This is a genomic window from Ideonella dechloratans, from assembly GCF_021049305.1.
Taxonomy (GTDB): Bacteria; Pseudomonadota; Gammaproteobacteria; order Burkholderiales; family Burkholderiaceae_C; genus Ideonella; species Ideonella dechloratans.
Map to the genome: position 1 here is coordinate 1,579,555 of NZ_CP088081.1, position 26,029 is coordinate 1,605,583.

Sequence of the window (26,029 nt, forward strand, 5' to 3'; positions counted from 1 at the left end):
GACTTGTCCTCCTGATCAGTCCTGCAGCGCACGCTCGATGATCTCGCGCGTGTCGCTGGAGAGTTCGGCCTTGGCGGCCACGCGGGCGATGGCCTCGCGGGCGGCGCTGCGGTAGGGCTCGGCCAGGTTGCGCCAGCGGTCCAGCGAGCGCGCGAAGCGCGAGGCCAGCTGCGGGTTGATCGCATCCATCTCGATGACCTTGTCGGCCCACAGCACGTAGCCGGCGGCATCCGTGCGGTGGAAGGCGGCCGGGTTGGACGCGGCCAGCACAAACAGCAGGGCACGGGCGCGGTTGGGGTTGCCCAGCGTGAAGTCCGGGTGCTTGAGCAGGGCCTTGACCTGGGCGAAGACCTGGCCGTTCTTCTCGGGGGCGCGGGCCTGCAGCATGAACCACTTGTCCAGCACCAGCGGCTCGTGGCGGAACAGCGCGTAGAAGCGCTCCAGCGCCGGCTGGGCCAGCTCGTGGTGGGCACCGACCAGGGCTTCCAGCGCGCCCAGGCGGTCGGTCATGTTGGTGGCGTCCTTGAAGCGCTGGTAGGCCTTGCCCGGCCAGACCGGCTCGCCGCTGAGGGCCGCGGCGCGCACCAACATGGCCAGGGCCTTGTTGGCCAGGGCGCGGCGGCCGCTCTGCTCGGCGTCGGGGCGGTAGCCGCCCTGCACCTGGTGCTCGTCCCAGGCCCAGGCCCAGTCGGCCTGCAGGGCGGTGGCCAGCTGGTCCAGCATGGCTTCGCGCACGGTGTGCAGGCGCTGCGGGTCCACGTCGCTGATCTGTTCGGCCACGTAGATTTCCGAGGGCAGGGTCAGGGCCAGGTCCTTGAAGGCCGGGTCCAGGCCGGGCTCGCGCAGCAGGCTGCGCATGGCCTCGACGAAGGGCGCGTCCAGTTGCACCGCCTCGCCATGGCCCAGGGCCGCCTTGATGCGGTTGAGCGCCAGGCGCTGACCGGCTTCCCAGCGGTTGAAGGCGTCGCTGTCATGGGCCAGCAGCACCAGCAGGTCGGCGTCGGTCAGACCATCGTCCAGCACCACCGGGGCCGAGAAGTTGCGCAGCAGCGAGGGCACGACCTCGGCGCCGATGCCGATGAAGGTGAAGCTCTGCTCGGCCTCGGTCAGCACCAGCACGCGCTCGGTGCCCTGCGGGGCGTCCTCGCCCTGCAGCTGCAGTGGCAGGGCCTGGCCTTCGCGGCTCAGCAGGCCCAGGGCCACCGGCACCAGCTGCGGCTGCTTGCCGCTCTGGCCCGGGGTGTCGGGCAACTGCTGGCTCAGGGTCAGGGTGTAGGTGGCGGCCTCGGCGTTCCAGTTGCCGCGGGCGTTCAGGCGCGGCGTGCCGGCCTGGGCGTACCAGCGCTTGAAGCTGCCCAGGTGCTGGGCCAGGGCGCTGGCCGGATTGGCATCGGCCATGGCCTGGGCGAAGTCGTCGCAGGTCACAGCCTGGCCGTCGTGGCGCTCGAAGTACAGCGCCATGCCGGCGGCAAAGCCCTCGCGGCCCACCAGCGTGTTCATCATCCGCACCACCTCGGCGCCCTTTTCGTAGACGGTGGCGGTGTAGAAGTTGTCGATGGCCTGGTAGGCGTCCGGGCGCACCGGGTGGGCCATGGGGCCGGCGTCCTCGGGGAACTGGCGCTCGCGCAGCGCGCGCACGTCGCCGATGCGGCAGACGGCCCGGGCCGAGGGGCTGCCGGCCATGTCCATGCTGAATTCCTGGTCGCGGAAGACGGTCAGGCCTTCCTTCAGGCTCAGCTGGAACCAGTCGCGGCAGGTCACGCGGTTGCCGGTCCAGTTGTGGAAGTACTCGTGGGCGACCACGCTCTCGATGCCGTCGAAGTCGACATCGGTGGCGGTGGCGGGGCTGGCCAGCACGTACTTGGTGTTGAACAGGTTCAGGCCCTTGTTCTCCATCGCGCCCATGTTGAAGTCGGGCACCGCCACGATCATGAAGCGCTCCAGGTCCAGCGGCAGCTTGAAGCGGGCTTCGTCCCAGACGATGGAGGCGATCAGCGAGTTCATCGCGTGCTCGGTCTTGTCCAGCTCACCGCGGGTGACGTAGACCTGCAGCAGATGCTCCTTGCCCGAGCGGGTGCGCACCCACTGCTCGCGCGCCACCAGGTCGGCCGCGACCACGGCGAACAGGTAGCTGGGCTTGGGGAAGGGGTCGTGCCACTTGGCGAAGTGCTTGCCACCGTCGAGCGTGCCCTGTTCCACCAGGTTGCCGTTGGACAGCAGCACCGGGTACTTCTTGGCGTCGCCGCGCAGGGTGACGGTGTAGACCGCCATCACGTCCGGCCGGTCCAGGAAGTAGGTGATGCGGCGGAAGCCCTCGGCCTCGCACTGGGTGAACAGGCCCGAGCCCGAGGCGTAGAGGCCGCTGAGCTGGGTGTTTTTCTCGGGCGAGATGGTGTTGCGGATCTCGAGCGTGAAGGCATCGGCCGCCGGGGCGTCGATGACCAGCAGGCCGTCCTCGTGGCGGAACGAGACGCTCTGGCCGTCCACCAGCACGCGCAGCAGGTTCAGGTCCTCGCCGTGCAGGCGCAGCGGCTGCACGGGCAGGGCGCTGTTGCGCTCGATGGCGAGCTTGCTGGAGACGATGGTCTTGGTCGCGTCCAGGTCGAAGGTCAGGTCCGCGGTACGGATCCAGTAGGCCGGGGCGAGGTAGTCTTCCCGGCGCACCAGGGTGGTGGTGCCTTCACGCATGTGGTGGTGTCCTTGGATGGGTTGAGGTGGGCTCAGAGGCCCTGCTTCAGACTGGCGGCGATGAACGCATCGAGGTCACCGTCCAGCACCTTCTGGGTGTTGGAGATTTCCACGTTGGTCCGCAGATCCTTGATGCGGCTCTGGTCCAGCACATAGGAGCGGATCTGGTGACCCCAGCCGACGTCGGTCTTGGTGTCTTCCAGCTTCTGCTGCTCTTCCATGCGCTTGCGCATCTCGTGGTCGTACAGGCGCGAGCGCAGGCGGCGCCAGGCCACGTCCCGGTTGCTGTGCTGCGAGCGGCTGTCCTGGCACTGCACGACGATGCCCGTCGGGATGTGCGTCAGGCGCACGGCCGAATCGGTCTTGTTGATGTGCTGGCCGCCCGCGCCGCTGGCACGGTAGGTGTCGGTGCGCACATCGGCCGGGTTGATGTCGATCTCGATCGAGTCGTCGATTTCCGGGTAGACGAACAGCGAGGCAAACGAGGTGTGGCGGCCGCCGGCCGAGTCGAAGGGGCTCTTGCGCACCAGGCGGTGCACGCCGGTCTCGGTGCGCAGGTGGCCGTAGGCGTACTCGCCTTCGACCTTGATGGTGGCGCTCTTGATGCCGGCCACGTCGCCCGGCGTCTCGTCTTCCATCGTGGTCTTGAAGCCCTTGCGTTCGCAGTACTTCAGGTACTGGCGCAGCAGCATGCCGGCCCAATCGCAGGCCTCGGTGCCACCGGCACCCGCCTGGATGTCGATGAAGCAGTTGCTCGGGTCGGCCGGGTTGCTGAACATGCGGCGGAATTCCAGCCGCTCCACGATCTCGCGCAGCTTCTCCGCGTCGGCCTCGATGGCCTCCAGCCCGGCCACGTCATTTTCTTCCTTGGACATCTCGAACAGCTCGGTGTTGTCCGAGAGGTTCGCGGTCAGGTGGTCGATGGTGCCGACGACTTCATCGAGCTGCTTCTTTTCCTTGCCCAGTTCCTGCGCCCGCTTGGGGTCGTTCCAGATGTCCGGGTTCTCGAGGGTGGCGTTGACCTCGTTCAGCCGCAGTGCTTTGCGGTCGTAGTCAAAGATACCCCCGTAGGTCGAGCGTGCGCTGGGTCAGGTCGGCCAGCGTGGTGCCAATGGCATTGATGCGTTCGACGTCCATGGTGTGTGTCCTCGTTGACTTGTGTTCAAACCCCGGATTTTCGCTCAAGAAGCCGGGGTCGCGACGCCCCATCGTCCCCGAGGGCTTGCCCGGCCCCGGGGGTGGCGTCGCGGCGGCTCATTTGCCGCGACAATGGCGGCTTTCCGGGGGCGTGCGGCCTCCGGCCAGAGGCAGCAGCAGGTGGCAGTCACAGAGCTTCGCAGTCACGACGCAGGCACGGCAGCGGTGCCCTCGCCGGCGGCCCAGGCCGCGGCGCGGCGGCGGGACCATTGGCAGGCCGTGCGGCGCTGGACGGCGGTGTCCCTGCTGATCTGGTTGCTGGGCAGCTTCGGCGTGCCCTTCTTCGCCCGGCGGTTGGATTTCCCCTTCGGCGGCGGTCCCTTCAGCTTCTGGTGGGGCGCGCAGGGCGCCATGCTGGTCGATCTGGCCCTGGTGGTGCTGTATGCCTGGGCCACGCACCGCATGGACCTGGCCCACGACTTGGACGAAGAGGACTGAGCGCACGGTGAGCACCCGGCTTGTTCCTCCCCGCCCCAAGGCGCTGGCCAGCATGAGCTTCCGGCGCCGCCTGCACGCCCTGTACCTGGGCTACACGGTGTGTTTCCTGCTGTTCCTGCTGGGCATGGGCCTGCTCGAACGCTGGGGCGTGGCGCACCAGTACATCGGCTTCATCTTCCTGGCCGCGCCGCTGGTCATCTACGCGGTGGTGGGGGTGCTCGGGCGCACCACGGATCCTTCCGAGTACTACGTGGCCGGGCGCCGGGTGCCCGCGCTCTACAACGGCATGGCCGTGGGGGCCGACTGGCTGAGCGCGGCCTCCTTCATCGGCCTGGCCGGCACGCTCTACCTCAGCGGTTACGGCGGCCTGGCCTTCGTGATGGGCTGGACCGGCGGCTTCGTGCTGGTGGCCCTGCTGCTGGCACCCTACCTGCGCAAGTTCGGCCAGTTCACCATCCCCGATTTCCTGGGCACCCGCTACCAGGGGCAGCTGCCGCGCTTCATCGGCCTGGTGGCCACCATCCTGTGTTCCTTCGTCTACGTGGTGGCGCAGATCTACGGCGTGGGCCTGATCACCACCCGGCTCACCAGCATCGCCTCCTTCGAGATCGGCATCTTCCTGGGCCTGGGCGGGGTGCTGGTCTGCTCCTTCCTGGGCGGCATGCGCGCCATCACCTGGACCCAGGTCGCCCAGTACATCGTGCTGATCTTCGCCTACCTGGTGCCGGTGATCTGGCTGAGCGTGAACCAGACCGGCGTGCCGGTGCCGCAATGGGCCTCCAGCCTACAGTTGCCGGCGGTCAGCCAGGCCGAGGCCCGGCTCGAGGCCGATCCCGGCGAGCAGGAGGTGATCCGCCTGCTGCGCGACCAGGCGCGGGTGCTGGAGTACAAGATCGCCCATGCCGACACGGCCCTGCAGGCCGACCGCGACAAGGCCTGGCGCGAGGTGGAGGCGCTCAAGCGCAGCCGCGCGCCGCAGTACGAGATCCAGGCGGCCGAGCGCGCGCTGGCCCAGCTGCCGGCCACCTCGGCGCAGGCCATGGCCCAGTGGAAGACCGAGCGCGACGACCTGCTGGCCCGCGCCCGCCCGTTGGGCGGCATGCCCGAGCATGCGGCCCAGTTCGATGGCAACCCGGACGGCACGCCGGCCGAGCAGGCCCGCTACGACGCCTCACGGCGCAACTTCCTGGCCCTGGTGTTCTGCCTGATGGTGGGCACGGCCGGGCTGCCGCACATCCTGATGCGCTTCTACACCACGCCCTCGGTGCGGGAGGCGCGCGCTTCGGTGGGCTGGTCGCTGCTGTTCATCGTGCTGCTCTACATGACCGCGCCGGCGCTGGCCGTGCTGATCAAGTACCAGATCTTCACCCATGTGGTGGGCACCCGCTTCGACGCCCTGCCGGCCTGGATCGCCAACTGGAGTCGGGTGGACCCGAGCCTGCTGTCGGTCAGCGACATCAACCACGATGGCGTGCTGCAACTGGGTGAGCTGCACATCGGCAGCGACATCCTGGTGCTGGCCATGCCCGAGATCGCCGGTCTGCCCTATGTGCTGACCGGCCTGGTGGCGGCCGGTGGGCTGGCCGCGGCCCTGTCCACCGCCGATGGCCTGCTGCTGACCATCTCCAACGCGCTGTCGCACGATTTCTACTACCGCATGGTCTCTCCGCGGGCCATCAGCTCGCGCCGGGTGATGCTGTCCAAGCTGCTGCTGCTGCTGGTGGCGCTGTGCGCGGCCTGGGTGGCCTCGCAGAAGCCGGCCAACATCCTGTTCCTGGTGTCGGCGGCCTTCTCGCTGGCGGCGTCGGCCTTCTTCCCGGCCCTGGTGCTCGGGGTGTTCTGGAAACGGGCCAACCGCTGGGGCGCGGTGGCCGGCATGCTCAGCGGCCTGGGGGTGACCTTCTGGTACATGGTCACCACCCACCCCTGGCTGCGCGGATTGTTCGGCATCCGGTCGCCGGTTCAGCTCTGGTGGGACATCGACCCCATCTCCGCGGGCGTCTTCGGCGTGCCGGTGGGCTTCGCGGGCATCATCCTCGTGAGCCTGCTGACCCCGCCGCCACCGCCCGAGGTGCGCGAGTTCGTCGAGCGCCTGCGTTATCCGCGCTACGACTGAACCGCTTCAGGGCAGGTCCAGGAAGGCCTGCAGATGGCGCGCGAGCGCATCGGGCTGGTCGTGGTGCAGCATGTGGCTGGCGCCGGCCAGGGTGTGGCGTTCCAGCCAGCCCACCACCGCCAGCCGGGCCTCGAACTCCTCGCGCGGGAAGCGGTCGCCCCACCAGCGGCTGGTCTCCGACTCGGCCCCTTCCACCCACAGCACCGGGGCGGTGATGCGGGCCCAGCAGGCCAGCACCTCTTCCACCCGGTAGACCAGGGGGTTGATGTTCTTGTGGGCCTCGTCGGCCAGGATGTGCCACTGGCCATCGCTGCCGGGTTCGGCCCACTGGTGGGCCAGCCACAGGGCGCGCTCGTCGGGCAGACGGGGGTTGTTCTCCTGCAGCCGGGCCTTCACGCCGGTGACGCCGGCAAAGGTGCGCAAGGGCCGCGGGTGGCGCAGGTGGTTGAGCCAGCGCGCCATGCGGCTGGGGGCTTCCGAGGCCTCGGCCCGCGGCAGGCCGAAGCCTTCCAGGTTGACCAGGCGGCGCACCCGGGCCGGCTGCACCCCGGCGTAGTTCATCACGATGTTGCCGCCCATGCTGTGCCCCAGCAGGTCCACCGGCCTCTTGCCGTCCAGGCCCAGGGCTTCGCAGCAGAGCAGGGCGTCCAGGTCGGCCAGGTAGTCGGGGAACCAGTAGGCGTCCGTGGCCGGCCCGCGGGTGCGACCGAAGCCGCGCCAGTCCATGGCCAGGATGTAGCGGTTCTCGCCCTCGTGGTCGGCCATCGCGTCCACCAGGAACTGGAAGGAGGCCCCGATGTCCATGAAGCCATGGCACAGCAGCAGCGGCGGGCGCTGGGCTGTCACCAGGCTGGGGTCGCCCCATTGGCTGATGTGGTACTCCAGGCCGCGGATGTTCACCCAGCGGTGGCTGGGGGCGCGGCGGGGTTGGTACATGGGCGCGGGCTTGGGCGCGGCGGCGGCGCTGGGGTCGGCGGGCGTCATGCGGCAAATGTAGGGCCAGGGGACCCCTAGGGACATCCCCAGGTCGATGACAGAATCGCCGCATCATGACCCAGATCCATGTTTTGCGCGCGGCCGAACCGCGCGACGTGCCCGCCATCGTCGGCCTGATCCGCGAACTGGCGGACTTCGAACAGCTCAGCCACCTGGTGCAGACCACGCCCGAGAAGCTGATGCCCCACCTCTTCGGCGAGCGCCCGGTGGCCGAGTGTCTGGTGGCGGAGGTGGATGGGAACGTGGTGGCTTTTGCGCTCTTCTTCACCAACTTCTCCACCTTCCTGTGCCAACCCGGGCTGTACCTGGAAGACCTCTATGTGCAGCCGGGCCACCGTGGGCAGGGCATCGCGAAGGCGCTGCTGCAGCGCCTGGGCCAACTGGCCGTGGAACGCGGCTGCGGCCGTTTCGAGTGGAGCGTGCTGGACTGGAACGCCAACGCCATCGCCTTCTACGAACGCATGGGCGCCACGGTGCTGCCGGACTGGCGCATCTGCCGGGTGACGGGCGAGGCACTCAGCGCGCTGGCGGCTTGAGGACCGTTGCTGCCGGAAGCGGACGGATGAGCGCGTTCAGCGCGGGCAATCACCGCTGATCACGCGCGCGGCCAGCCAGGGCAGGGCCAGCAGGCCGGCGGGCGAAGTGTCGCGCAGGCAGTCGCTCTTGGCCGACTGCCCAACCCCTTCGGACAGGCGCTGCGCCTGGGTGCGCGGCACGATGCCGGTGGCCGAGGCCGCGCGCTCGGACAGCAGGGGTTGGCGGGCCGCCTCGCGGATGGCGGCCTGGGTGGCCGCGTTGTCCAGCAGCCGCCCGCGGGATGGGGCGGGCGCCGATGGCGCCGGCGCCGTGGCTGGCGGAGCCTCCGCCGCGGGGGCCGACCACTGCAGCGGCGCGGTTGGCGGCGCGTCGGGGCGCTCCGCGGCCGGCGCCCCGGGGCGCACCTGGGCCGGTGCAACTTGGGCCGGTGCAACTTGGGCCGGTGCCACTTGGGCCGGTGCCACTTGGGCCGGTGCCGCCAGCGGCCGGGTCGGCTCGCGCCGAGGCGATGCCGCGGCCGGCACCGGCGCCGGCAAGTTCAGCCACACCAGCGGTGACGTGGCGGCGAGCGGCACGGCGACTTCGGTCTGGTGCAGGGCCTGCCGCCACAGCCCCAGCAAGGCCAGGTGCAGGGCCAGCACGCCCAGCCAGCCGCGGCGCCAGCCGGACGCGGGGCGGAACTCAGAGGGGCTCGCCGTGGCCTGCATCGCTGCCGTCGGGCTCGTAGCTCAGCAGGTCGCCGGGCTGACAGTCCAGGGCCTGGCAGATGGCCTCCAGGGTGTCGAAGCGCACGCCCCGCACCTTGCCCGACTTGAGCAGCGAGATGTTCTGCTCGGTGATGCCCACCCGCTCGGCCAGTTCGCGCGAGCGCATCTTGCGCTTGGCCAGCATCACGTCCAGGTGTACGACGATGGGCATCAGACGAAGCCCTCGTTCTCGGCGGCCGCCCGGGCCGCCTCTTGCATCACCCGCGCCAGGGCCAGCACCAGCAGGGCGAACAGCAGTTGCTGGTAGTCGGTGGAGCCGACGCTGAGCGTGAGCATGCGCTGGCCGGGCGGGTTGTCCCAGGTGCGGGCCACGCTGGCCGCGGCATGGATCAGCGGGCCGGCCACCCAGTCGGCCAGCAGCCAGGCGCCCAGGCGGCGCAGCGACTGCACGGCCCGGTCGGAAAAGAGGCGCCCCTGGCCGTACTCGCCGAACAGGCACCAGAGCTGCCAGGCCATGCCCAGTGCGAACACCAGGCCCAGGTAGGTCAGGCCCAGCAGACGCAGCTGGGCGGGGGCGGGCAGGCTGGCATCGCCCAGGCCCAATGAATCGGTGCCGTCCAGGGGGATGGCGCCCGGGCGCCACCACAGCCACAAGGGCGAGAGCAGCAGCAGCGGCAGGCCGATCAGCAGCAGGCCGCGCACCAGGCGGCTCAGGCCGCGCAGGCGAGCGGCCAAGGCCTGTTCGTGAGGTGAGGCGGTAGAAATGGTTGTCGGATGCATAAAATTTAATGTAAAACAGTAAATGTTATGCGTCAAACAAGCATTGATGAGCTGCCTGGCCCCAGCCATTGGCGGCGCTGGGTGGCCGCACTGCTGCTGGCCCTGCTGGCGCTGGGCCTGTGGTGGCTCGCGCCACGGGTGGAGTTGGAACTGGCCTTGCACTGGGCGGCGCCGCGCCTGACCCTGAGCCTGGGCGCGGGCCTGCGCTGACCGGGGGGCCAACGCCCCTGGGCGCTGCAGCGCCGTGCCGCTTGGGGCACACTGCCGGCCCATGAAAGCCATTCCCTCCTTGCCGGCGGCCCGCGTGTCGCTGGGCCGCAGCAACCTCTCCGTCAGCCCCGTGTGCCTGGGCACCATGACCTTCGGTGAGCAGGTGGGCCAGGACGAGGCCCATGCCATCCTGGACCGTGCCCTGGCCGCGGGCGTGAACTTCATCGACACCGCCGAGATGTACGCGGTGCCGGCCCGGGCCGAGACCTGCGGCGCCACCGAGTCCATCATTGGCGAGTGGTTTGCCCGCCGCCCCGGGGCCCGCCAGCAGGTGGTGCTGGCCACCAAGGTGGCCGGCCCCAGCCGCAACATGGCCTGGATCCGCGACGGTGCCAGCGACCTGAAGCCCGAGCACATCGTGGCGGCCTGCGAGGCCAGCCTGAAGCGCCTGCAGACGGACGTCATCGACCTCTACCAGATCCACTGGCCCAACCGCAATGCGCCGGCCTTCGGGGCCCTGTACTTCGACCCCGCCAAGGAAACCGAGAACAGCACCATCGAGGCCCAGCTGCGGGCCATGGAGACCCTGGTGCGCGACGGCAAGGTGCGCCATGTGGGCCTGTCCAACGAGACGCCCTGGGGCGTGATGGCCTTTCTGCGCGAGGCCGAGCGCCACGGCCTGCCGCGCGTGGAAACGGTGCAGAACCCCTACGCCCTGACCAGCCGCGCGGTGGACAACGGCCTGGACGAGGTGCTGTGGCGCGAGCAGGTGAGCCTGCTGGCCTATTCGCCGCTGGCCTTCGGCGCGCTGACCGGCAAGTACGACGGCCCCGGACTGGATGCCGACCAGCCGGAGCTGGGGCGCCTGGCGCGCTTCGAGTCGATGCGCCTGCAGCGCTGGGCCCGTGGCGAGGCGGTCAGCGTGGCCGCGAAGTACAACGCCCTGGCCCGCGCGCATGGCCTGACTCCCACCCAGCTGGCGCTGGCCTTCTGCTACCGCAACTGGCGGGTGGCCTCCACCATCATCGGCGTGACCAGCGTGGCCCAGCTGGACGAGTGCCTGGCCGCCTGGCCGGTCACCTTGTCCGACGAACTGAACCAGGCCATCGACGCGCTGCGCTGGCAGCACCGCGACCCGGCACAGTGAGCGGGGAGGGCAGCAGTTCATGGCCAAGAAGGACAAGCACGTCAGCGAGACGCCCGCCACCCAGTGGCTCAAGCAGCAGGGCGTGGCCTACACCGAGCATGTCTACGAGTACGTGGACCATGGCGGCACCGGCGAATCGGCCCGCCAGCTCGGCTGGCCCGAGCACGCGGTGGTCAAGACCCTGGTGATGCAGGATGAGAAGGCCGAGCCGCTGATCATCCTGATGCACGGTGACAAGCAGGTCAGCACCAAGAACCTGGCGCGCGCCATCGGCGTCAAGAGCGTGGAGCCCTGCAAGCCCGAGGTGGCCCAGCGCCACAGCGGCTATCTTGTGGGCGGCACCTCGCCCTTCGGCACCCGCAAGGCCATGCGGGTCTTCGTCGAAGAGACCGTGCTGGCGCTGGAGCGCGTCCTGATCAACGGTGGCCGACGTGGCTACCTGGTGGAGATCGCCCCCGCGGTGCTCATCGGTCCCCTGGGCGCGCAGCCGGTGCACTGCGCGATCTGAGCGCCCTCAGGCCACGGGCAGCAGGCCCAGGGCCAGCCGCACCAGGGCGTCCTCGAAGGCCGGCCTGGCGATCAGCGCCGGCTCGTCCAGCAGGGCGGCGCGCACGCTGGACAGCAGCGCATGGCCCAGGACGAAGCGCAGTTCGGGGGTCAGCGACGGGTGACCCTGGCCGCCGGTCACCGTGATCAGCCGGTCGGCCACGCGCAGGGCGGCCGGGGAGAAGCGGCGGTGCACGTCCTGCACGTCCCGGTGCAGCAGCACGGTGCGGATCACGTCGCCCATCACCTTGTGGCGCCCGCCGAAGGCGCGCAGCCACACCGCCAGCACGGCCCGCACCGCGGCCTCGCGCGGCGCACCTGCCTGGGCCTGCACGACGCCCTCCAGCGCTTGCAGCCCGCGCTCCAGTTCGTCCTCGGCCATGGCCACCAGCAGTTCCTGCTTGTTCGGGAAGTACTGGTAGAGCGTGCCCACCGCGAAGCCGGCACGCGCGGCGATGCGGTTGGTGCTCAGCCGGTCCAGGCCTTCGCCTTCCAACAGCTGGGCCGTGGCCTCGAAGATGGCCCGCAGCGTGTCATCGACCCGGGCCTGCACGGGCGCCTTGCGCCAGCGCCCGAGGCGCGAGGTGGGGGAGTTCATGGGTGGCAAGGGCACTGAAAACTGAGCATGGGGATCGCCGCGCATCCGGCCGGCGGCCGCGTCGGCCCGAGGCCCACCGCCGCCGGGTGGCTGAGGATGATCTGCTTGATGCGCATCAAGGCCGCTGGAATCTGAGCACCCGAAGGCGGCCCCGCTTCCTAGAATGAATTTCATGCTGCGTTGCAACGATGGCGCGGCGCCCGTCACTTTGCCACAACCCCATGTCGCAGCCTCTGTCCGACTTCCGCTGGCGCCTCGCGCCCGTCCTGCTGGCCTGCCTCTCCATGCCGGTGGGGCTGCACGCCGAGACCCTGGCCCAGGCCATGGACCAGGCGGTGCAGGTCGATGGCCAGTTGCAGGCCAGTGAACACCAGGTCAGTGCCGCCCAGGCCGCATTGGCTGCGGCCCAGGGCCAGGCCCTGCCCAGCTTCGCGGTGGATGGCCTCTACAACCATTGGTCTCAGGCCCCGGCCGTGCAAGCCACCGTGCCCATGCTGGGCACGCTGCAGATGCCGGTGATGGAGGTCAACGGCGGCGTCTACCGCGCCGGCGTGAGCGTGCCGCTCTACACCAGTGGGGCCTTGAGCAGCAACGCCCAGGCTGCCGAGGCCACGGTGGGCGCGGCGCGCAGCGCCAGCGAGCGCAGCCGACAGGACCTGCGCCTGCAGGTGGCCGAGGCCTACATCAACGTGCTGCGCGCCCGCAGCCTGCTGGACCTGGCCGACAGTGGCGTGCAGACCCTGGCCTCGCACCTGACCGACGTGAAGGCCTACCTGGACAAGGGGCTGGTGGCGCGCGGCGACCTGCTGGCGGCCCAGGCCGCGTCCGACAACGCCCGCCAGGACCGCATCCGCGCCCAGACCGCGCTGCAGATCGCCGAGTCGGCCTACAACCGCCTGCTGGGCCGGCCACTGGCGCAGCCGGTGGTGATCGACGAGATCGCCGTCAACCCGGCTGAGCTGGCCACGCTGGACACCGGCCGCACCCGCGCCGAGGTGACCGCGCTGATCCGCCAGACCGAGGCGCTGCGCGCCCAGTCCGACGCCGCGCGCGCCCAGGGGGGCCCGCAGGTGCTGCTGAGCGCCGGCTTCAACCAGATGGACAACCGCTACCTGGCCAAGGAAGGGCTGTGGAACGTGGCGGTGGGCCTGCACTGGTCGCTCTTCGATGGCGGCGTGTACAGCAGCCAGGCCGATGCGCTGGCGGCCAAGGCCGATGCGGTGGCCGCCCAGCGGGCCGATGCCGAGACCCAGATCGCGCTACAGCAGCGCGCCGACCGCCTGCGGGTGGACGAGGCGGCCGCCCGCATCGACGCGGCCCAGAGCGCCGTCGCCCAGGCCGACGAGAACCTGCGCGTGGCGCGCGATCGCTACCAGTCCGGCGTGGGCACCAACACCGAGGTGCTGGACGCCGAGACTCTGCGCCTGAAGAGCCACAACAACCTGAGCAACGCCCGCCACGACCATGCCCTGGCGGTGCAGCGGCTCAAGCGCGACTACGACGCCCTGTGACCCCGCCTCTTCCACTCCATACCGCACTCCATACCGATCTGCCATGAAACTCTCCAAACCTGTCGTGCTGGGAATCGGGGCTGCGGCCGTGCTCGTGGCCGCCGTGCTGGGTTGGCGTCTGGTGCTGGCGCACCGCGCGCTGCCGGAAGGGCTGATCCAGGTGAACGGCCGCATCGAGGGCGACCAGGTCAGCGTGGCCAGCAAGCTGGCTGGCCGCATTGCCGAGCTGAAGGTGCGCGAGGGCGACAGTGTGCAGGCCGGCCAGGTGCTGGCGGTGATGGATGCGGCCCAGATCCAGGCCAAGGTGGAGCAGGCCCAGGCGGCCGTGACCGCGCTGGCCTCGCAGCGGGCGGCGGTCGAGACCTCGCTGGGGGCGCTGCGCCGCCAGGTGCCGCTGGACCAGGCCGCGGCCGACACCGGCGTGTCGCAAGCGGCCGCGGTCAAGACCAAGGCCGATGCCGCCCGGGCCCAGGCCGAGCGCGATGCGCAGCGCCTGGAAGACCTGGCCCAGCGCGGCTCGGTGCCGGTGCAGCGCGCCGAGCAGGCCCGGCTGGCGGCCACCGCCGCCGCAGCCGATGCCGCCGCAGCCCAGGAGGCCCTGGCCCGTGCCAAGGTGATGTCGGCCCAGGCCGGCCTGGGGGCGGACAAGATCCGCGCCCAGGAAAGCCAGCTGGCGGCCGTCACCGCCCAGCAGGCCCAGGCCCAGGCCACACTGGCCGAGGCCCAGAGCGTGCTGAACGACCTGAGCCTGAAGGCGCCCAGCGCCGGCGTGGTGGTCACCCGTGTGCGCGAGCCCGGCGAGATCGTCGGCGCCGGCAGCCCCATCGTCGAGCTGGTGGACCTGGACCACCTCTACCTCAAGGCCTATGTGCCCGAGGCCCAGATCGGCCGCCTGCGCCTGGGCCTGCCCGCCCAGGTCTGGACCGACGCCTTCCCCGGCCAGGCCTTTGCCGCCACGGTGAAGAACATCGGCCAGCGCGCCGAGTTCACGCCCAAGGAAGTGCAGACGCCCGATGAGCGGGTCAAGCTCACCTACGCGGTCAAGCTCTACCTGGACCAGAACCCCGAACACCGCCTGACCCCCGGGGTGCCGGCCGACGCCGTGGTGCGCTGGAAGGACGGTGTGGCTTGGCAGCAGCCGCGCTGGTGAGCCGCCCCATGACCGGAGATGCCACCGCCTCGCCGCTGGTGCTGCGGGCGCAGGGCTTTGGCAAGCGCTATGGCCGGACCCAGGCGGTGCAGGGCCTGGACCTGGAAGTGCGGCGCGGCGAGATCTTCGGCCTGATCGGGCCGGACGGTGCGGGCAAGTCCAGCCTGATGAAGGCCGCGGCCGGCGTGCTGAGCTTCGAGGAGGGCAGGCTGGAGGTCTTCGGCACCTCGCTGGACAGCGACGCCGCGGCCGAGCGCATCAAGGACCGCATCGGCCTGATGCCCCAGGGCCTGGGCCAGAACCTCTACGCCGACCTCTCCATCGAGGAGAACGTCGACTTCTTCGCCCGCCTGCGCCTGGTGCCCAAGGATGAACTGGCCGAGCGCAAGCAGACCCTGCTGGCCATGACCCGGCTGGACAAGTTCCGCGACCGGCCGATGAAGCAGCTCTCGGGCGGCATGAAGCAGAAGCTCGGCCTGGTCTGCACCCTGATCCACCAGCCCCAGTTCATCATCCTGGACGAGCCCACCACCGGGGTGGACCCGGTGTCGCGGCGCGACTTCTGGGCCATCCTGGCCGAGCTGCTGCGCAGCCAGGGCACGACGGCGCTGGTTTCCACCGCCTACATGGACGAGGCCAGCCGCTTTTCCCGCGTGGCGCTGATGTTCGGCGGCAAGACCCTGGCCGTGGGCGCACCGGACGAGCTGCGCCAGCTGGCGCGCGGGGTGGTTGTCTCCGTCACCGGCGGCGAGCAGGTGCGCACGCTGGACCGCATTGGCGAGCGCCATCCGCAGGTCGAGGCCCTGGGCCCGGCGGTGCGCGTCTTCGTGGACGACCAGGACGAGGCCGGCGGCCGCGCCGAGATCGAGCGCACGCTGGACGGCCAGTCCCAGGGCTGCGCGTTGGACGTGAGCGCGCCCGAGCTGGAAGACGTCTTCATCGCCATGCTGCGCCGGCGCGAGCTGGTGACGCTGGTGCCGCCCAAGCTGCCGCCCGCCCGCCGCGCCGCGGCGCAGAACCACGACGGGGTGCTGGCCATCGAGGCGCGCGGCCTGGGCCGGCGCTTCGGCGACTTCAAGGCCGCCGACGACGTCAGCTTCCAGGTGCGGCCGGGCGAGATCTTCGGTCTGCTGGGGGCCAACGGCGCAGGCAAGAGCACGGTGATCAAGATGCTCACCGGCATCCTCTCGCCCACCAGCGGCAGTGGCCAGGTGGCCGGGGCCGACATGCGCACGGCCGGCTTTGCCATCAAGGAGCGCATCGGCTACATGTCGCAGGCCTTCTCGCTCTACATGGACCTGACGGTGCTGGAGAACATCCGGCTCTATGCCGCGGTCTATGGCCTGAACGAGGCCCGCACCCGCGAGCGCACCGCCTGGGTGCTGGAGATGGCCGGCCTGGGCGGGCTGCAGGGCATGCGGGCCTCGCAACTGCCCATGGGGCAGCGCCAGCGTCTGGCCCTGGGCTGCGCGCTGGTGCACGAGCCGCAGGTGGTGTTCCTGGACGAGCCCACCTCCGGCGTGGACCCGGTGGGGCGGCGCAGCTTCTGGGACATCCTGTTCCGCCTCTCGCGCGAGGAGGGCATGGCCGTGCTGGTGACGACCCACTACATGAGCGAGGCCGAGCACTGCGACCACCTGGCGCTGATGTACGCCGGCCGGGTGGTGGCCGATGACTCGCCCGCCGGCATGAAGGCCGCGGTGGAGCGTGAGGCCGGCCACCTGCTGGAGATCCGCAGCGGCCAGCCCACCGAGACCCTGGCCTGGCTCAAGCAGCAGGGCTGGCGGCACAGCGCGCTGTTCGGCACCCTGGTGCACTGCCTGCCGGCCGACCCTGCGGTGGACGCCGCCACGCTGCAGGCCCGCCTGGGCGAGGCCGGTCTGCCGGCCCAGGCCGTGGCGGCGCGGCCGCTGTCGATGGAAGACGTGTTCGTCTACCGCATCACCGATCTGGAAGCCCGGGAGCGCCGCGCATGATGAACTTCAGCCGCATCGTGGCCGTGGCCAGCAAGGAGTGGCGCGAGATCGTGCGCGACCGCCTGTTCTTCCTGCTGGCCTTCGTGGTGCCGGCCGTGCTGACGCTGCTGTTCGGCTACGGCCTGTCGCTGGATGTGGAGAACATCCCGATGGCCATCGTGGACCACGACCGCACGCCGCTGTCGCGCGAGTACGCCCACCGCTTCATCGACTCGCGCTACTTCCACTTCGAAGGCTATGCCGACGATGAACGGCAGCTGGACCGGGCCATCACCGCAGGCCAGTTGCGGGCGGTGATCGTCATTCCACCCAAATTCCAGCAGGACCTGCTGGCCAGCCGGCCGGTGCAGGTGCAGACGCTGATCGACGGCACCTTCCCGTTCCGCGCGCTGACCACCAAGAGCTATGTCACCGCCATCAGCAGCGCGATGACGCTGGACGTGCTGGCCGACACCCTGGCCCGGGCCGGCGGCATCACCACCGCGCAGGCGCGCGCCACGCTGCAGCCGGTGGCGCTGCAGGTGCGCTACCTCTACAACCAGAGCGTGGCCAGCATCTGGTCGCTGGCGCCCAAGCTGATCATGGCCATCATGATGATCTCGCCGCCCTTCCTGACCGCGCTGGGCGTGGTGCGCGAGAAGGAGAGCGGCTCCATCTTCAACATCTACGCCTCCACCGTGCGGCGCAGCGAGTTCCTGATCGGCAAGATCGCGCCCTACGTGGGCATCTCCTGGCTGAACGTGCTGCTGCTGTGGTTGATCGCCACGCTGGTGTTCGGCGCGCCGTTCAAGGGCGACTTCGCCTTCTTCATGTTCGCCTCGCTGCTGTACGTGACCTGCACCACCGGCATCGGCCTCTTGGTGTCGGTGGCGGTGCGCACCCAGGTGGCGGCCATGATGGGCACCGCCATCCTGACGGTGGTGCCGGCGGTGCTGTATTCGGGCGTGCTGATCCCCATCCCCTCGCTGTCGGCGGCGGCCAAGGTCATCGCCCACCTGCTGCCGGGCATGTACTACACCGACATCGTGCTGGGCGCCTTCCTCAAGGACGTGTCCTGGAGCGGGCTGTGGCTGAACATGGTGGTGCTGGCGCTGTACGCCGCGCTGCTGTTCGGCGTGGGCTATGTGCTGTTCCGCAAGCGGGTCAAGGCATGAGGGGCGTGGCATGAAGGGGTATTTCAGCGGACAGGACATCGGCGTGTGGCTGCGCCGCCTGCGCGCCATGAGCTGGAAGGAGCTGCTGCAGCTCTGGCGTGATCCGGTGCTGCTGTTCTTCATCGTCTATGCCTTCACGATGGACATCTACAACGCCGGCTCCGGCGTGACGCTGCAGCTCAACAACGCGGCCTTCGCGGTGCTGGACACCGACCGCAGCGCCGCCTCGCGCGAACTGGCGGGCCGCTTCCAGCCGCCGCACTTCAATCCGCTGGGCCTGGTGGGGCAGGCGGGCCAGGGTCTTTCGCTGCTGGACAACTCCGATGCGCTGTTCGTGCTGGACATCCCGCCGCAGTTCGAGCGCACGCTTTCGCGCGGTGAGACGGCCACCGTGCAGATGCAGGTGGACGCCAGCAACTCGGTGCTGGCCACCCTGGCCACGGCCGACGCCACCCAGATCGTGGCCAGCTACGGCCTGGAGACGGGCATCGCCCGGTTGGGCTTTGCCAGCAGCGGCACCGGGCAGATCGCCGGCGTGCCGATGATCAGCAATGTGCCGCGCGTCTGGTTCAACCCCAACCAGAACGACGCCTGGTTCATGGCCATCTCCGAGCTGCTCAACGTCATCACGGTGTTCGCCATCCTGCTGCCGGCCGCGGCCATGGTGCGCGAGAAGGAGCGCGGCACCATCGAGCAGCTGATCGTCTCGCCGCTCACGCCCTTCCAGGTGATGGCGCCCAAGGTGCTGGCCATGACCGGGGTGATCCTGGCGGCCACCGCGCTGTCGCTGGGCGCCGTGCTGGTGGGGGTGTTCGGCGTGCCGGTGCGCGGCAGCCTGCTGCTGTTCTTTGCGGCCACCACGCTGTATGTCGTCGCCTTGTCCGGCCTGGGCCTGTACATCGCCACGCTCACCCGCAACATGGCCCAGGCCAGCATGCTGTCCATCCTGGTGCTGGCACCGATGATCTTCCTCTCCGGCGCCTGGACCCCGCCCGAGGCCATGCCCACCATCGCCCGCTGGCTGATGGTCATCTCGCCGCTGTACTACTACATCGACGTGGCCTACGGCGTGATCCTGAAAGGCGCCGGGCTGGACGTGCTGGGCTCCAGCTTCGCCGGCATCGTCGTGATCGGCAGCGTGGTGGTGGGCCTGGGCCTGTGGCGCTTCAGGCGGCAGTTCGACTGAGTCCCGAGTCACCATGAAAAAAGGGCCAGCCCGGTGGGCTGGCCCTTTGTCGTGGCGGCCCTGATCGTTCCGATCAGGGCGCGCCTGCGGCTCAGTGCTTGGGCAGGCCCTTGAGCAGTTCCTGCACGCCGGCTTCGAGCTGCTGGTCCTCCCCGCGCACGAGGCGGGCCGGGTCGTTGGCCACCTGCACATCGGGCTGGATCAGCGCCTTCTCCATGTACTCGCCCTTGGCGTCGCGGAAGCCCACCTCGGGGATGCCGAAGTAGAGGTTCGGGTCCTGCAGCGTTTCCCACCAGACGGCGGTGCCGGTGCCGGCCACCGGCATGCCGACCAGCTTGCCGATGCCCAGATGGTGGTAGGTCCAGGGGAAGAGGTGGGCGTCGGAGTAGTTGCTCTCGCTGATCAGCACCAGCGAGGGCTTGGTCCACTTGCCGGTGGGCTCCCAGCCCAGTTCCTGGCCGCGCGGCACGAACTGCAGGTAGCGCTTGCCGCTGAGCAGGGTGGCCAGCTCGTCGTGCAGATTGCCACCGCCGTTGAAGCGGGTGTCGACGATCACCGCCTCCTTGCCGCTGTCACGGCCCAGCAGCTCGGAGTAGGTGTGGCGGTAGCTCTTGTCGTCCATGCCGCGCACATGCACGTAGCCGATGCGGCCGCCCGAGAGCTTGTCCACCAGGGCCCGCTCGCGCTTGACCCAGCGCTGGTACAGCAGCTCGTTCTGCGCACCGGTGCCGATGGGCTTGACCACCTGCTCGAAGCGCTGGCCCTTGGCCGGGTCGAACACCGACAGCAGCACCCGCTTGCCTGCCTTCTGGTTGAGCAGCGAGTCCACCTCGGCCCCCGGGGCGATGGCCACGCCGTCGATCTTCTCGATCACCATGCCGGCGGCCACGCGCGGGCCGTCACCAGCCTCCAGCGGGCTGCCTTCGATGACCTCGGCCACCTTCAGACCTGCGCCGGTGTAGGCGCTGTCGTAGAAGGCGCCGAGCTGGGCGGTGGCGTCCGCATTGGCCGGATGGCCGGTGTAGCCCGAGCCGGTGTGCGAGACGTTCAGTTCGCCCAGCATCTCGCTGAGCAGCTCGGCGAAGTCCTCGTCGTTGCTCACGAAGGGCAGCTGCCGCTCATAGACCTGGCGGTAGTAGGCCCAGTCCACTCCGCCCATGTCGGCGGTGTAGAGCTTGGCCTGGGTTTGGCGCCAGACGTGGTCGAACATGTAGGCCCGCTCGGCCGCGCCGTCCAGGTTCATCTCGGCGCTGAAGGCCATCGGCTCGGCCTTGATCGGGCCATCCTCCTTGGGCACCTTGAACTTCTGGATGCGGCCTCCCACCAGCACGAAGCCCATGTCGCCCTTGGCGTCGAGCTGCAGGTCCATGGCCTGCGATTCGCCCCGGCCGCCCTTGGGCGCCGGGAAGCTGGCCACCTTCTTGTTGTCGTCGGCGCGCGGGCGGTTCACCCACAGGTCCACGCTGTCGGCGGTTTCCACCAGGTAGTACAGCGCCTCGCCATCGTTGGACAGGGCCGAGGCGCGGATCTCGCCGGCATTGGGCGTCAGCCGGGCGATGCGGTCCTCCACCTTGCCCAGCTCCAGCTTGACGGGCGGCGGCAGCTTGACGGCGTCCTCGTCCTTGGCCTTGGCGTCGTCCTTGCCTTCCTTGTCGCTGGCCTTGGCATCGGCCTTGTCCTTGCCGTCATGCTTGGCCTTGTCCTTCTTGTCCTCTTCTTCCTTCTTCTTCAGCGCGGCGAACTCGCTCTTGTCGAGCTGGAAGCGGTCCCAGGCCTCGCGGGTGAAGAACATGGCGTAGACATCGCGCTCGTTGGAGCCCGAGGCGCCGTGCATGCCGGTGCGGTCGGTCTGCCAGGTCATCACCTGGCCGTTGCGGCTCCACTGCGGCAGGAAGTCGTCGTAGCCGCTCTTCGTCAGGTTCACCAGCGGGCCCTTGCCCTGGGCATCCACCAGGCCCACCTCGGCGCCCCAGCGGTTGCGGTCCACGAACTGCACCAGCAGGTGCTGGCCATCGGGCGACCAGTCGAACCACTGGTCGCCGTCGGCGTAGGAGTAGGTCTGGTCACCCGGCAGCACGGTGCGGGTCTGGCCGCTGGCCAGGTTCAGCACCTTGATGGTGGTGCGGTTCTCCAGGTAGGCCACCTCCTTGCCGTCGGGCGAGTAGCGGGGCTGGAAGTTGTCCTTGCCGTTCTTCAGCAGGGTGCGGATCTTGACCTGGGCCGCGCTGTAGAAGTTGGGGGCGTCCTTCTTCTTCCCCGGCAGGCTGGCCTCGTAGAGGTTCCAGGCGCCGTCGCGCTCGCCGGCAAAGACCAGGCGGCGGCCGTCCGGACTGAAGCTGACCGAGCGCTCCTGCGTCGGCGTGTCGGTGATGCGCTTGGTGTCGCCGAACTCGGTGGAGGTGACGAAGACCTCGCCGCGCACCACGAAGGCCACTTCCTCGCCATCTGGGCTGGGGGCGATCTCGGTGGCGTTGTCGCTGTAGCGCTTGAGGATGCTGCCGCGGGCCAGGGTGTCGGCCGCGATCTGCACCGCCACCTTCTGCGGCTGGGCGGCGCCGGCAGCCAGGCGGTAGAGCTCGCCGTCGTAGCCGAAGGCCAGGGTGCCGTCCTGCGCGATGGACAGGAAGCGCACCGGGTTGCGGCTGAAGTGGGTGACCTGCACGGCCGCGTCGGGCTGGTTCAGCGGCATCTTCCAGACGTTGAAGGAGCCGCTGCGCTCGCTCAGGAAGTACACCGCCTGCTCGTCGGGCGACCAGACCGGGTCGCGGTCCTCGCCGCCGAAGTTCGTCAGCTTGTGGTGCTGGCCGGTCTTCACGTCGTAGAGCCAGATGTCGTGCGCCACCGGCGAGATGTGGTGCTTGCGCCAGAGGTTCTCGTAGCCCTTCCAGTCCTCGTAGAGCATCTCGGTGCCGGCGCGGTTCATCTGCGCGGCCAGGGCCGGCGTGCTGAGCAGCTGCACCGGCCGGCGGCCGCCTTCCACCGACACCTCGTAGAGCTCGCTGGCGCCGCCGGAGGGGAACATCAGGTTGTCCTTGGCGTCCATGCGGGTGGCCGAGAACAGCACCGACTTGCCGTCGGGCGTGAAGCCCACCGGTGTCTCGTTGGCCGAGTGGGTGGTCAGGCGCCGGGCCGGGCCGCCTTCGGCCGAGACCAGGAAGACATCGTCATTGCCGTAGAGCTTGGACGAGAAGGCGATGCTGCGCCCATCGGGCGACCACACCGGGTGGCTGCTGTACTGCCCGTTGGCCACCAGCAGGTGGGCGGTGCCGCCGGCCGTCGGCACGGTGAACAGATTGCCCTGGAAGGCGAAGGCGATGCTGCGGCCATCGGGCGAGATGGCGGGCGCGCGCATCCACAGCGGCGCCGTGACCGGCCCCAGGCTGGGCAGGGCGGCGGTGGGCGGGGGGCTGGTGGGGGCCGGGTTGGTGGCGGCCCAGGTGGTCAGCGAGGCCAGCGCCAGGGTGAGGGCGGCGGCCTGGGCCAGGGGGGAGCTGCGGCGGTGTGCCGGCAGGCGGTGCTTGAAACCCATGGAAGTCCTTTGTGGGGGCGAAAAACTGCCAGTGCCGGCGCGTTGACACCGGGTGGTCGCAGGGTGTGGCGTCACATCCAAGCGGCTTTGGAGGGCGCACGGTAACGCTTTGTTCCGTGGCCCCCGACTGCAGGTTAGGGAGAGGGTTGGCCCGCGGTGCCCGGGCCGCTTCAGTCCACCGCGTGGTGCATGCGGATGCGGTGCACGAACCAGGCCACGGCGGCCACCACCGGCACCACCGCCACGCCCACCACCACCTCGGGCTGCAGGTGGAAGGGCTCCAGCCACGGCAGCGTCTTGGCGGCCTTGGCCAGGTAGCCCACCAGGCTCAGCGTGTAGTAGCTGATGGCCACCACCGACAGGCCTTCCACCGTCTGCTGCAACTGCAGCTGCAGGCGCTGGCGGTGCACCAGGGCCTTGAACAGGGCCTGGTTGCTGGCCTCGCGGGTCATCTCCACCCGCACGCGCGAGAGGCTGAGCGCACGGTTGATCCGCTCGGCGATGTCGGTCAGGCGGCGGTCGGTGCTGTCGCACAAGGCCATGGCCGGCTGAAAACGGCGACCCAGAAAGCCCGAGAGCGTGCGCAGCCCGGGGATGCGCTGTTCGCGCAGGCCGTTGACCCGGTCCTCCACGATGGCGTGGTAGGCCCGCGTGGCCGAGAAGCGGTAGCGGGTGCGCGAGGCGCTGTGCTCCACCTCGGCGGCCAGCCGGGTCAGGGCTTCCAGCGCGCTGGCGTCGTCGTGCTGGTCCTCGTTGGACATGGCGTCCACGATGCCCTGCAACTGCGCCTCCAGCGCGGCCAGTTCGCCTGCTTCTTTCTGCGCCACCGGAAAGCCCAGCATGGCCAGCATGCGGTAGGCCTCCATCTCGGCCACCCGCTGCACCGCGCGGGCGCCCTGGTCGGGCGGCAGTCCGTGGTCCAGCAGCACATAGCGCACAAAGCCGTCGCGCCCCAGCTCCAGGCGGGTGAACAGCGTGGCCCCGCCATCGGCAATGTGCGAGCCGATCAGCGGCGGATGCTCCCGGTCGTCTTCCGGCCGCTCCAGCAGGTGGCGGCAGCGGCTGACGGTGCTGTCGTCGGCCGGCAGCAGCAGCACATGGGCCGCCGAGAGCAGGGCGCCGGCCTCGTTCTCGGCGTAGAGCGCGCGGGTGAATCTCTCGGGCAGGGCGGCGCAGGCACTGGCCTCGCGCCACAGGCTGGCCAGGCGGGCGGTGTCGGGCACCTGGCCGGCGTCCGGCAGCTCCTGGCACATTTGCCAGCTCAGGAATTCGCCATGGCGCTCGAACTTCAGTGTCCAGCCCGGCGTGACCAGCACATGGTGGCGGCTGCCCGGCGCCGGGGCGGGCTGGCCCTGGGCTTCGCACAGCGCCGTCAGGGCCCGCTCGGCGCCGGCCGGGTCCATGCGCCAGTTGACCCAGCAGGACACGATGCTGCCCGGGCGCACCAGCAGGGGCGGGCGCGCATGCAGTTCGTCGTGCAGGGCCGTGTGCTGGCGTGCGGGCCAGAAAGGAGGCAGGGCGGTGGCGTCGGCGTGGGCGTCAGGGCTCATGGACAAGCAGCAGGGACGGCCGGTTCGGCCAGGGCAGGGTGGCCCCGCAGCTTACACTCCACGCCCGGCATTGTTGCTGCGCTTGTTGCCATGGATGCACTGATTTCCCTGCTGGCCATCGTGCTGGCCTACCTCGTCGGTTCACTCTCCTTCGCGGTCATCGTCAGCCGCCTGATGGGCCTGGACGACCCCCGCAGCTACGGCTCGGGCAACCCCGGCGCCACCAACGTGCTGCGTTCGGGCAGCAAGAAGGCGGCCATCCTCACCCTGCTGCTGGACGCGGTGAAGGGCGTGGTGCCGGTGCTGGTGGCCCAGGCCCTGGCGCCCACCCTGCACTGGGGCGAGCTGACCATCGGCCTGGTGGGCCTGGCGGCCTTCCTGGGCCACTTGTGGCCGGTGTTCTTCCGCTTCCAGGGCGGCAAGGGCGTGGCCACGGCGGCCGGCGTCATCCTGGCGCTGCACTGGCCGCTGGGCCTGGCCGTGCTGGCCACCTGGCTGGCGGTGGCCTTCGTCACCCGCTACTCGTCGCTGGCAGCCCTGGTGGCGGCCGTGGCGGCGCCGCTCATCCAGCTGCTGGTGTGGCCGCCCTCGGGCCTGGCCCTGCCGCTCATCGCCATGAGCCTGCTGCTCATCTGGCGCCATGGCGCCAACATCCGCAAGCTCATCGCCGGCACCGAATCCAAGATCGGCCAGAAGGCGGGCGCCCCTGCGGCGGCCAAGCCCGCCGCGTCGCACGCGCACGAGAAGCCGCACCGCGACCACCCGCACCGTCACCATTCCCACTCTCATTCCAGCAAAGGAAAACACTGACATGATCCAACGCTTCTACGTCGGCGCCCGCATGTGCGAAATGACCGTCCACAACGGCGTGGCCTACCTGGCCGGCCAGGTGGCCGAAGACGGCTCGCAAGACATCGTGGGCCAGACCCGCCAGGTGCTGGCTGCCATCGACGCCCTGCTGGCCAAGGCCGGCAGCGACAAGACCAAGATCCTGCGCGCGCAGATCTTCCTGGCCGACCTGGCCGACTTCCCCGGCATGAACAGCGTGTGGGACACCTGGGTGGTGGCTGGCCACACCCCGGCCCGCGCCACCGTGCAGGCCGCCCTGGCCAAGCCGGAATGGAAGATCGAGATCGTCATCACCGCCGCGGTGTGAACGTGCCATGCCGTCGGCCCTGACCGCCGCACAGCGCCGTGAACTGGCGCTGTTCGTGGCGGTGGTGCTGACGGCCACCCTGGCCTGGGAAGGCTGGGGCCTGTGGCGCACGTCACAGCAAGACCAGGCCCTGCGGGCCGTGGTGCAGCCCGGCGACCTGCGGCTGATCTCTTCCGTGACCTGCCCCTTCTGCACCCAGGCCCGCCTGCGCCTGCGCGAGGCCCAGGTGCCCTTCAGCGAATGCTTCATCGAACGCGACGCCGCTTGCGCTGCCGAGTTCCAGGCCCATGGGGCGCCGGGCACACCGCTGGTGCTGGTGCGCGGACAGGCCCAGTTGGGCTTCAGGGCCGAGCGGGTGGTGCAGGCGCTGCAGGCGCGACGTCAAGCCGCTGAACGCGGTCGCTAGCGGTGCCTCAGTGCGGGCCGCACCATTGCTTCTCGCAGGGCACCCCGTCCCCGTTGCCGTCCATCTTCACGTCGGGGCAGTGGGCCAGAAAATACTTCGCTTCCTCGCAGGAGGTCATCTGCGAACAGTACTGCCGCCCGTCGCAACGGAAGCGGCTGCCTGCCGCTGGTGCGGGCAGGGTTCCGTTGGGCAGGGCCCTGGCCTTGGGGGGCTGAGCCGCTGCCGCAGAAGCGGCTTCTGCACGACGCAGCTTCTGCGCGGCGTTGAGCTCTTCCAGCGTCGGGTCCTTGCGGGGCTGGTTGGGGGCGCAGGCCGCCTGCTGGTAGGTGACGGAGCCATTCACCACGCACTTGTTCAAGGGGGCGGCGTGGGCGGAGAAGACAGCGGCCGCGCAGGCGGCCGTTGCAAGGATTCGGGTGGTGCAGCGGATCATCGGCGTCAATCTCTCATC

Annotated in this window: 23 protein-coding genes and 2 pseudogenes; 15 read left to right on the plus strand and 10 right to left on the minus strand. The window is 69.9% G+C overall.

The genetic code is table 11. The features are described 5' to 3' along the window. Positions 1-15: 15 nt before the first annotated feature. Positions 16-2,688 carry an aminopeptidase N gene (pepN, locus tag LRM40_RS07375; RefSeq protein ID WP_151125552.1) on the minus strand — a complete coding sequence of 891 codons (2,673 nt, stop codon included), beginning with the start codon at positions 2,686-2,688 and terminating at the stop codon, positions 16-18. 32 nt (positions 2,689-2,720) lie between these two features. Beyond that, positions 2,721-3,825, minus strand: a protein-coding gene (gene prfB, locus LRM40_RS07380) for a peptide chain release factor 2 (protein ID WP_151125551.1) whose coding sequence is annotated in 2 segments (ribosomal slippage) — positions 2,721-3,743 and positions 3,745-3,825 — 1,104 coding nt in all. Because the reading frame shifts where the segments join, the coding sequence is not laid out codon by codon here. Between the two features lie 225 nt (positions 3,826-4,050). Here prfB and LRM40_RS07385 point away from each other — a divergent pair. Beyond that, entirely contained in the window at positions 4,051-4,323 is a 273-nt protein-coding gene (locus tag LRM40_RS07385; RefSeq protein ID WP_231067782.1) for a DUF4212 domain-containing protein, read from the plus strand. A gap of 52 nt (positions 4,324-4,375) precedes the next feature. Beyond that, positions 4,376-6,439 carry a sodium:solute symporter family protein gene (locus LRM40_RS07390; protein ID WP_151125566.1) on the plus strand — a complete coding sequence of 688 codons (2,064 nt, stop codon included), beginning with the start codon at positions 4,376-4,378 and terminating at the stop codon, positions 6,437-6,439. A gap of 6 nt (positions 6,440-6,445) precedes the next feature. Here the strand turns inward: LRM40_RS07390 and LRM40_RS07395 are convergent, their stop codons facing one another. Further along, positions 6,446-7,423, minus strand: coding sequence for an alpha/beta fold hydrolase (locus LRM40_RS07395; RefSeq protein ID WP_231067783.1), 978 nt, complete (start codon positions 7,421-7,423; stop codon positions 6,446-6,448). Between the two features lie 65 nt (positions 7,424-7,488). Here LRM40_RS07395 and LRM40_RS07400 point away from each other — a divergent pair, with 65 nt between their 5' ends. Beyond that, positions 7,489-7,971 (plus strand): GNAT family N-acetyltransferase, encoded by a 483-nt coding sequence (locus tag LRM40_RS07400; protein ID WP_151125549.1) that lies wholly within the window; start codon positions 7,489-7,491, stop codon positions 7,969-7,971. A 36-nt stretch (positions 7,972-8,007) separates the two neighbouring features. Here the strand turns inward: LRM40_RS07400 and LRM40_RS07405 are convergent, their stop codons facing one another. The 3 genes from LRM40_RS07405 to LRM40_RS07415 are packed head-to-tail and all read right to left on the minus strand — an operon-like array spanning position 8,008 to position 9,414. Then, complete coding sequence (locus LRM40_RS07405; RefSeq protein WP_231067784.1) at positions 8,008-8,679, minus strand: hypothetical protein; 672 nt, start codon at positions 8,677-8,679, stop codon at positions 8,008-8,010. Further along, positions 8,654-8,890, minus strand: coding sequence for a helix-turn-helix domain-containing protein (locus tag LRM40_RS07410; protein ID WP_151122316.1), 237 nt, complete (start codon positions 8,888-8,890; stop codon positions 8,654-8,656). Before LRM40_RS07410 ends, LRM40_RS07405 begins: the two co-directional genes overlap by 26 nt. Then, the gene (locus tag LRM40_RS07415; protein ID WP_170288776.1) at positions 8,890-9,414 is read right to left on the minus strand and encodes a DUF2975 domain-containing protein; all 525 of its coding nucleotides are present in this window, start codon (positions 9,412-9,414) and stop codon (positions 8,890-8,892) included. Before LRM40_RS07415 ends, LRM40_RS07410 begins: the two co-directional genes overlap by 1 nt. 72 nt (positions 9,415-9,486) lie before the next feature. Here LRM40_RS07415 and LRM40_RS07420 point away from each other — a divergent pair, with 72 nt between their 5' ends. From LRM40_RS07420 to LRM40_RS07430, 3 genes are all read left to right on the plus strand, one after another. Continuing rightward, positions 9,487-9,669 (plus strand): hypothetical protein, encoded by a 183-nt coding sequence (locus tag LRM40_RS07420; protein WP_170288775.1) that lies wholly within the window; start codon positions 9,487-9,489, stop codon positions 9,667-9,669. Positions 9,670-9,730: 61 nt separating this feature from the next. Beyond that, positions 9,731-10,816, plus strand: coding sequence for an aldo/keto reductase (locus tag LRM40_RS07425; protein WP_151122314.1), 1,086 nt, complete (start codon positions 9,731-9,733; stop codon positions 10,814-10,816). 19 nt (positions 10,817-10,835) lie between these two features. Next, a complete protein-coding gene (locus tag LRM40_RS07430) occupies positions 10,836-11,324 on the plus strand; it encodes an aminoacyl-tRNA deacylase (protein ID WP_151122313.1) in 489 nt (162 codons plus the stop codon). A gap of 6 nt (positions 11,325-11,330) precedes the next feature. Here LRM40_RS07430 and LRM40_RS07435 read toward each other — a convergent pair whose 3' ends face one another. Next, positions 11,331-11,960 (minus strand): TetR/AcrR family transcriptional regulator, encoded by a 630-nt coding sequence (locus LRM40_RS07435; RefSeq protein WP_170288774.1) that lies wholly within the window; start codon positions 11,958-11,960, stop codon positions 11,331-11,333. 221 nt (positions 11,961-12,181) lie between these two features. Here LRM40_RS07435 and LRM40_RS07440 point away from each other — a divergent pair, with 221 nt between their 5' ends. The 6 genes and pseudogenes from LRM40_RS07440 to LRM40_RS07460 all read left to right on the plus strand — a co-directional run bounded on the left by LRM40_RS07440 (position 12,182) and on the right by LRM40_RS07460 (position 18,937). Then, on the plus strand, positions 12,182-13,471 hold the full coding sequence (locus LRM40_RS07440) for a TolC family protein (RefSeq protein WP_170288773.1): 1,290 nt from the start codon (positions 12,182-12,184) through the stop codon (positions 13,469-13,471). Positions 13,472-13,514: 43 nt separating this feature from the next. Continuing rightward, a complete protein-coding gene (locus tag LRM40_RS07445; protein WP_151122310.1) occupies positions 13,515-14,621 on the plus strand; it encodes an HlyD family secretion protein in 1,107 nt (368 codons plus the stop codon). A gap of 8 nt (positions 14,622-14,629) precedes the next feature. Beyond that, a pseudogene (locus LRM40_RS21575) lies at positions 14,630-15,142 on the plus strand (ABC transporter ATP-binding protein); the annotation flags it as partial. 510 nt (positions 15,143-15,652) lie between these two features. Continuing rightward, positions 15,653-16,597, plus strand: a pseudogene (locus LRM40_RS21580) (ABC transporter ATP-binding protein); the annotation flags it as partial. Beyond that, positions 16,594-17,751: an ABC transporter permease gene (locus LRM40_RS07455; RefSeq protein ID WP_211372915.1), complete on the plus strand. Its 1,158-nt coding sequence runs from the start codon at positions 16,594-16,596 to the stop codon at positions 17,749-17,751. The pseudogene LRM40_RS21580 and the gene LRM40_RS07455, both read left to right, overlap by 4 nt. A 10-nt stretch (positions 17,752-17,761) precedes the next feature. Further along, the gene (locus LRM40_RS07460; protein WP_151122308.1) at positions 17,762-18,937 is read left to right on the plus strand and encodes an ABC transporter permease; all 1,176 of its coding nucleotides are present in this window, start codon (positions 17,762-17,764) and stop codon (positions 18,935-18,937) included. A 91-nt stretch (positions 18,938-19,028) separates the two neighbouring features. Here the strand turns inward: LRM40_RS07460 and LRM40_RS07465 are convergent, their stop codons facing one another. Then, positions 19,029-22,466, minus strand: a complete 3,438-nt coding sequence (locus LRM40_RS07465) for a S41 family peptidase (RefSeq protein WP_151122307.1) — start codon at positions 22,464-22,466, stop codon at positions 19,029-19,031. A gap of 170 nt (positions 22,467-22,636) precedes the next feature. Beyond that, positions 22,637-24,016 carry a DUF3422 domain-containing protein gene (locus LRM40_RS07470; protein ID WP_151122306.1) on the minus strand — a complete coding sequence of 460 codons (1,380 nt, stop codon included), beginning with the start codon at positions 24,014-24,016 and terminating at the stop codon, positions 22,637-22,639. A gap of 90 nt (positions 24,017-24,106) precedes the next feature. Here LRM40_RS07470 and plsY point away from each other — a divergent pair, with 90 nt between their 5' ends. The 3 genes from plsY to LRM40_RS07485 are packed head-to-tail and all read left to right on the plus strand — an operon-like array spanning position 24,107 to position 25,578. Further along, positions 24,107-24,826 (plus strand): glycerol-3-phosphate 1-O-acyltransferase PlsY, encoded by a 720-nt coding sequence (plsY, locus tag LRM40_RS07475; protein WP_040500966.1) that lies wholly within the window; start codon positions 24,107-24,109, stop codon positions 24,824-24,826. Between the two features lies 1 nt (position 24,827). Further along, positions 24,828-25,172, plus strand: a complete 345-nt coding sequence (locus LRM40_RS07480; RefSeq protein WP_151122305.1) for a RidA family protein — start codon at positions 24,828-24,830, stop codon at positions 25,170-25,172. A 7-nt stretch (positions 25,173-25,179) separates the two neighbouring features. Then, on the plus strand, positions 25,180-25,578 hold the full coding sequence (locus LRM40_RS07485) for a glutaredoxin family protein (RefSeq protein WP_151122304.1): 399 nt from the start codon (positions 25,180-25,182) through the stop codon (positions 25,576-25,578). A gap of 7 nt (positions 25,579-25,585) precedes the next feature. Here the strand turns inward: LRM40_RS07485 and LRM40_RS07490 are convergent, their stop codons facing one another. Next, entirely contained in the window at positions 25,586-26,011 is a 426-nt protein-coding gene (locus LRM40_RS07490) for an excalibur calcium-binding domain-containing protein (protein WP_170288777.1), read from the minus strand. Positions 26,012-26,029 lie beyond the last annotated feature (18 nt).

What these genes read in the sequence shown, in the direction of transcription:
- LRM40_RS07460 (WP_151122308.1), top strand. Translation starts at nt 17,762, where the DNA reads ATGAAGGGGTATTTCAGCGGACAGGACATCGGCGTGTGGCTGCGCCGC.
- LRM40_RS07440 (WP_170288773.1), top strand. Translation starts at nt 12,182, where the DNA reads ATGTCGCAGCCTCTGTCCGACTTCCGCTGGCGCCTCGCGCCCGTCCTG.
- LRM40_RS07405 (WP_231067784.1), bottom strand. Translation starts at nt 8,679, where the DNA reads ATGCAGGCCACGGCGAGCCCCTCTGAGTTCCGCCCCGCGTCCGGCTGG.
- LRM40_RS07445 (WP_151122310.1), top strand. Translation starts at nt 13,515, where the DNA reads ATGAAACTCTCCAAACCTGTCGTGCTGGGAATCGGGGCTGCGGCCGTG.
- LRM40_RS07400 (WP_151125549.1), top strand. Translation starts at nt 7,489, where the DNA reads ATGACCCAGATCCATGTTTTGCGCGCGGCCGAACCGCGCGACGTGCCC.
- LRM40_RS07435 (WP_170288774.1), bottom strand. Translation starts at nt 11,960, where the DNA reads ATGAACTCCCCCACCTCGCGCCTCGGGCGCTGGCGCAAGGCGCCCGTG.
- LRM40_RS07480 (WP_151122305.1), top strand. Translation starts at nt 24,828, where the DNA reads ATGATCCAACGCTTCTACGTCGGCGCCCGCATGTGCGAAATGACCGTC.
- LRM40_RS07395 (WP_231067783.1), bottom strand. Translation starts at nt 7,423, where the DNA reads ATGACGCCCGCCGACCCCAGCGCCGCCGCCGCGCCCAAGCCCGCGCCC.
- LRM40_RS07420 (WP_170288775.1), top strand. Translation starts at nt 9,487, where the DNA reads ATGCGTCAAACAAGCATTGATGAGCTGCCTGGCCCCAGCCATTGGCGG.
- pepN (WP_151125552.1), bottom strand. Translation starts at nt 2,688, where the DNA reads ATGCGTGAAGGCACCACCACCCTGGTGCGCCGGGAAGACTACCTCGCC.
- LRM40_RS07465 (WP_151122307.1), bottom strand. Translation starts at nt 22,466, where the DNA reads ATGGGTTTCAAGCACCGCCTGCCGGCACACCGCCGCAGCTCCCCCCTG.
- LRM40_RS07490 (WP_170288777.1), bottom strand. Translation starts at nt 26,011, where the DNA reads ATGATCCGCTGCACCACCCGAATCCTTGCAACGGCCGCCTGCGCGGCC.
- LRM40_RS07410 (WP_151122316.1), bottom strand. Translation starts at nt 8,890, where the DNA reads ATGCCCATCGTCGTACACCTGGACGTGATGCTGGCCAAGCGCAAGATG.
- plsY (WP_040500966.1), top strand. Translation starts at nt 24,107, where the DNA reads ATGGATGCACTGATTTCCCTGCTGGCCATCGTGCTGGCCTACCTCGTC.
- LRM40_RS07430 (WP_151122313.1), top strand. Translation starts at nt 10,836, where the DNA reads ATGGCCAAGAAGGACAAGCACGTCAGCGAGACGCCCGCCACCCAGTGG.
- LRM40_RS07485 (WP_151122304.1), top strand. Translation starts at nt 25,180, where the DNA reads ATGCCGTCGGCCCTGACCGCCGCACAGCGCCGTGAACTGGCGCTGTTC.
- LRM40_RS07470 (WP_151122306.1), bottom strand. Translation starts at nt 24,016, where the DNA reads ATGAGCCCTGACGCCCACGCCGACGCCACCGCCCTGCCTCCTTTCTGG.
- LRM40_RS07390 (WP_151125566.1), top strand. Translation starts at nt 4,376, where the DNA reads ATGAGCTTCCGGCGCCGCCTGCACGCCCTGTACCTGGGCTACACGGTG.
- LRM40_RS07455 (WP_211372915.1), top strand. Translation starts at nt 16,594, where the DNA reads ATGATGAACTTCAGCCGCATCGTGGCCGTGGCCAGCAAGGAGTGGCGC.
- LRM40_RS07425 (WP_151122314.1), top strand. Translation starts at nt 9,731, where the DNA reads ATGAAAGCCATTCCCTCCTTGCCGGCGGCCCGCGTGTCGCTGGGCCGC.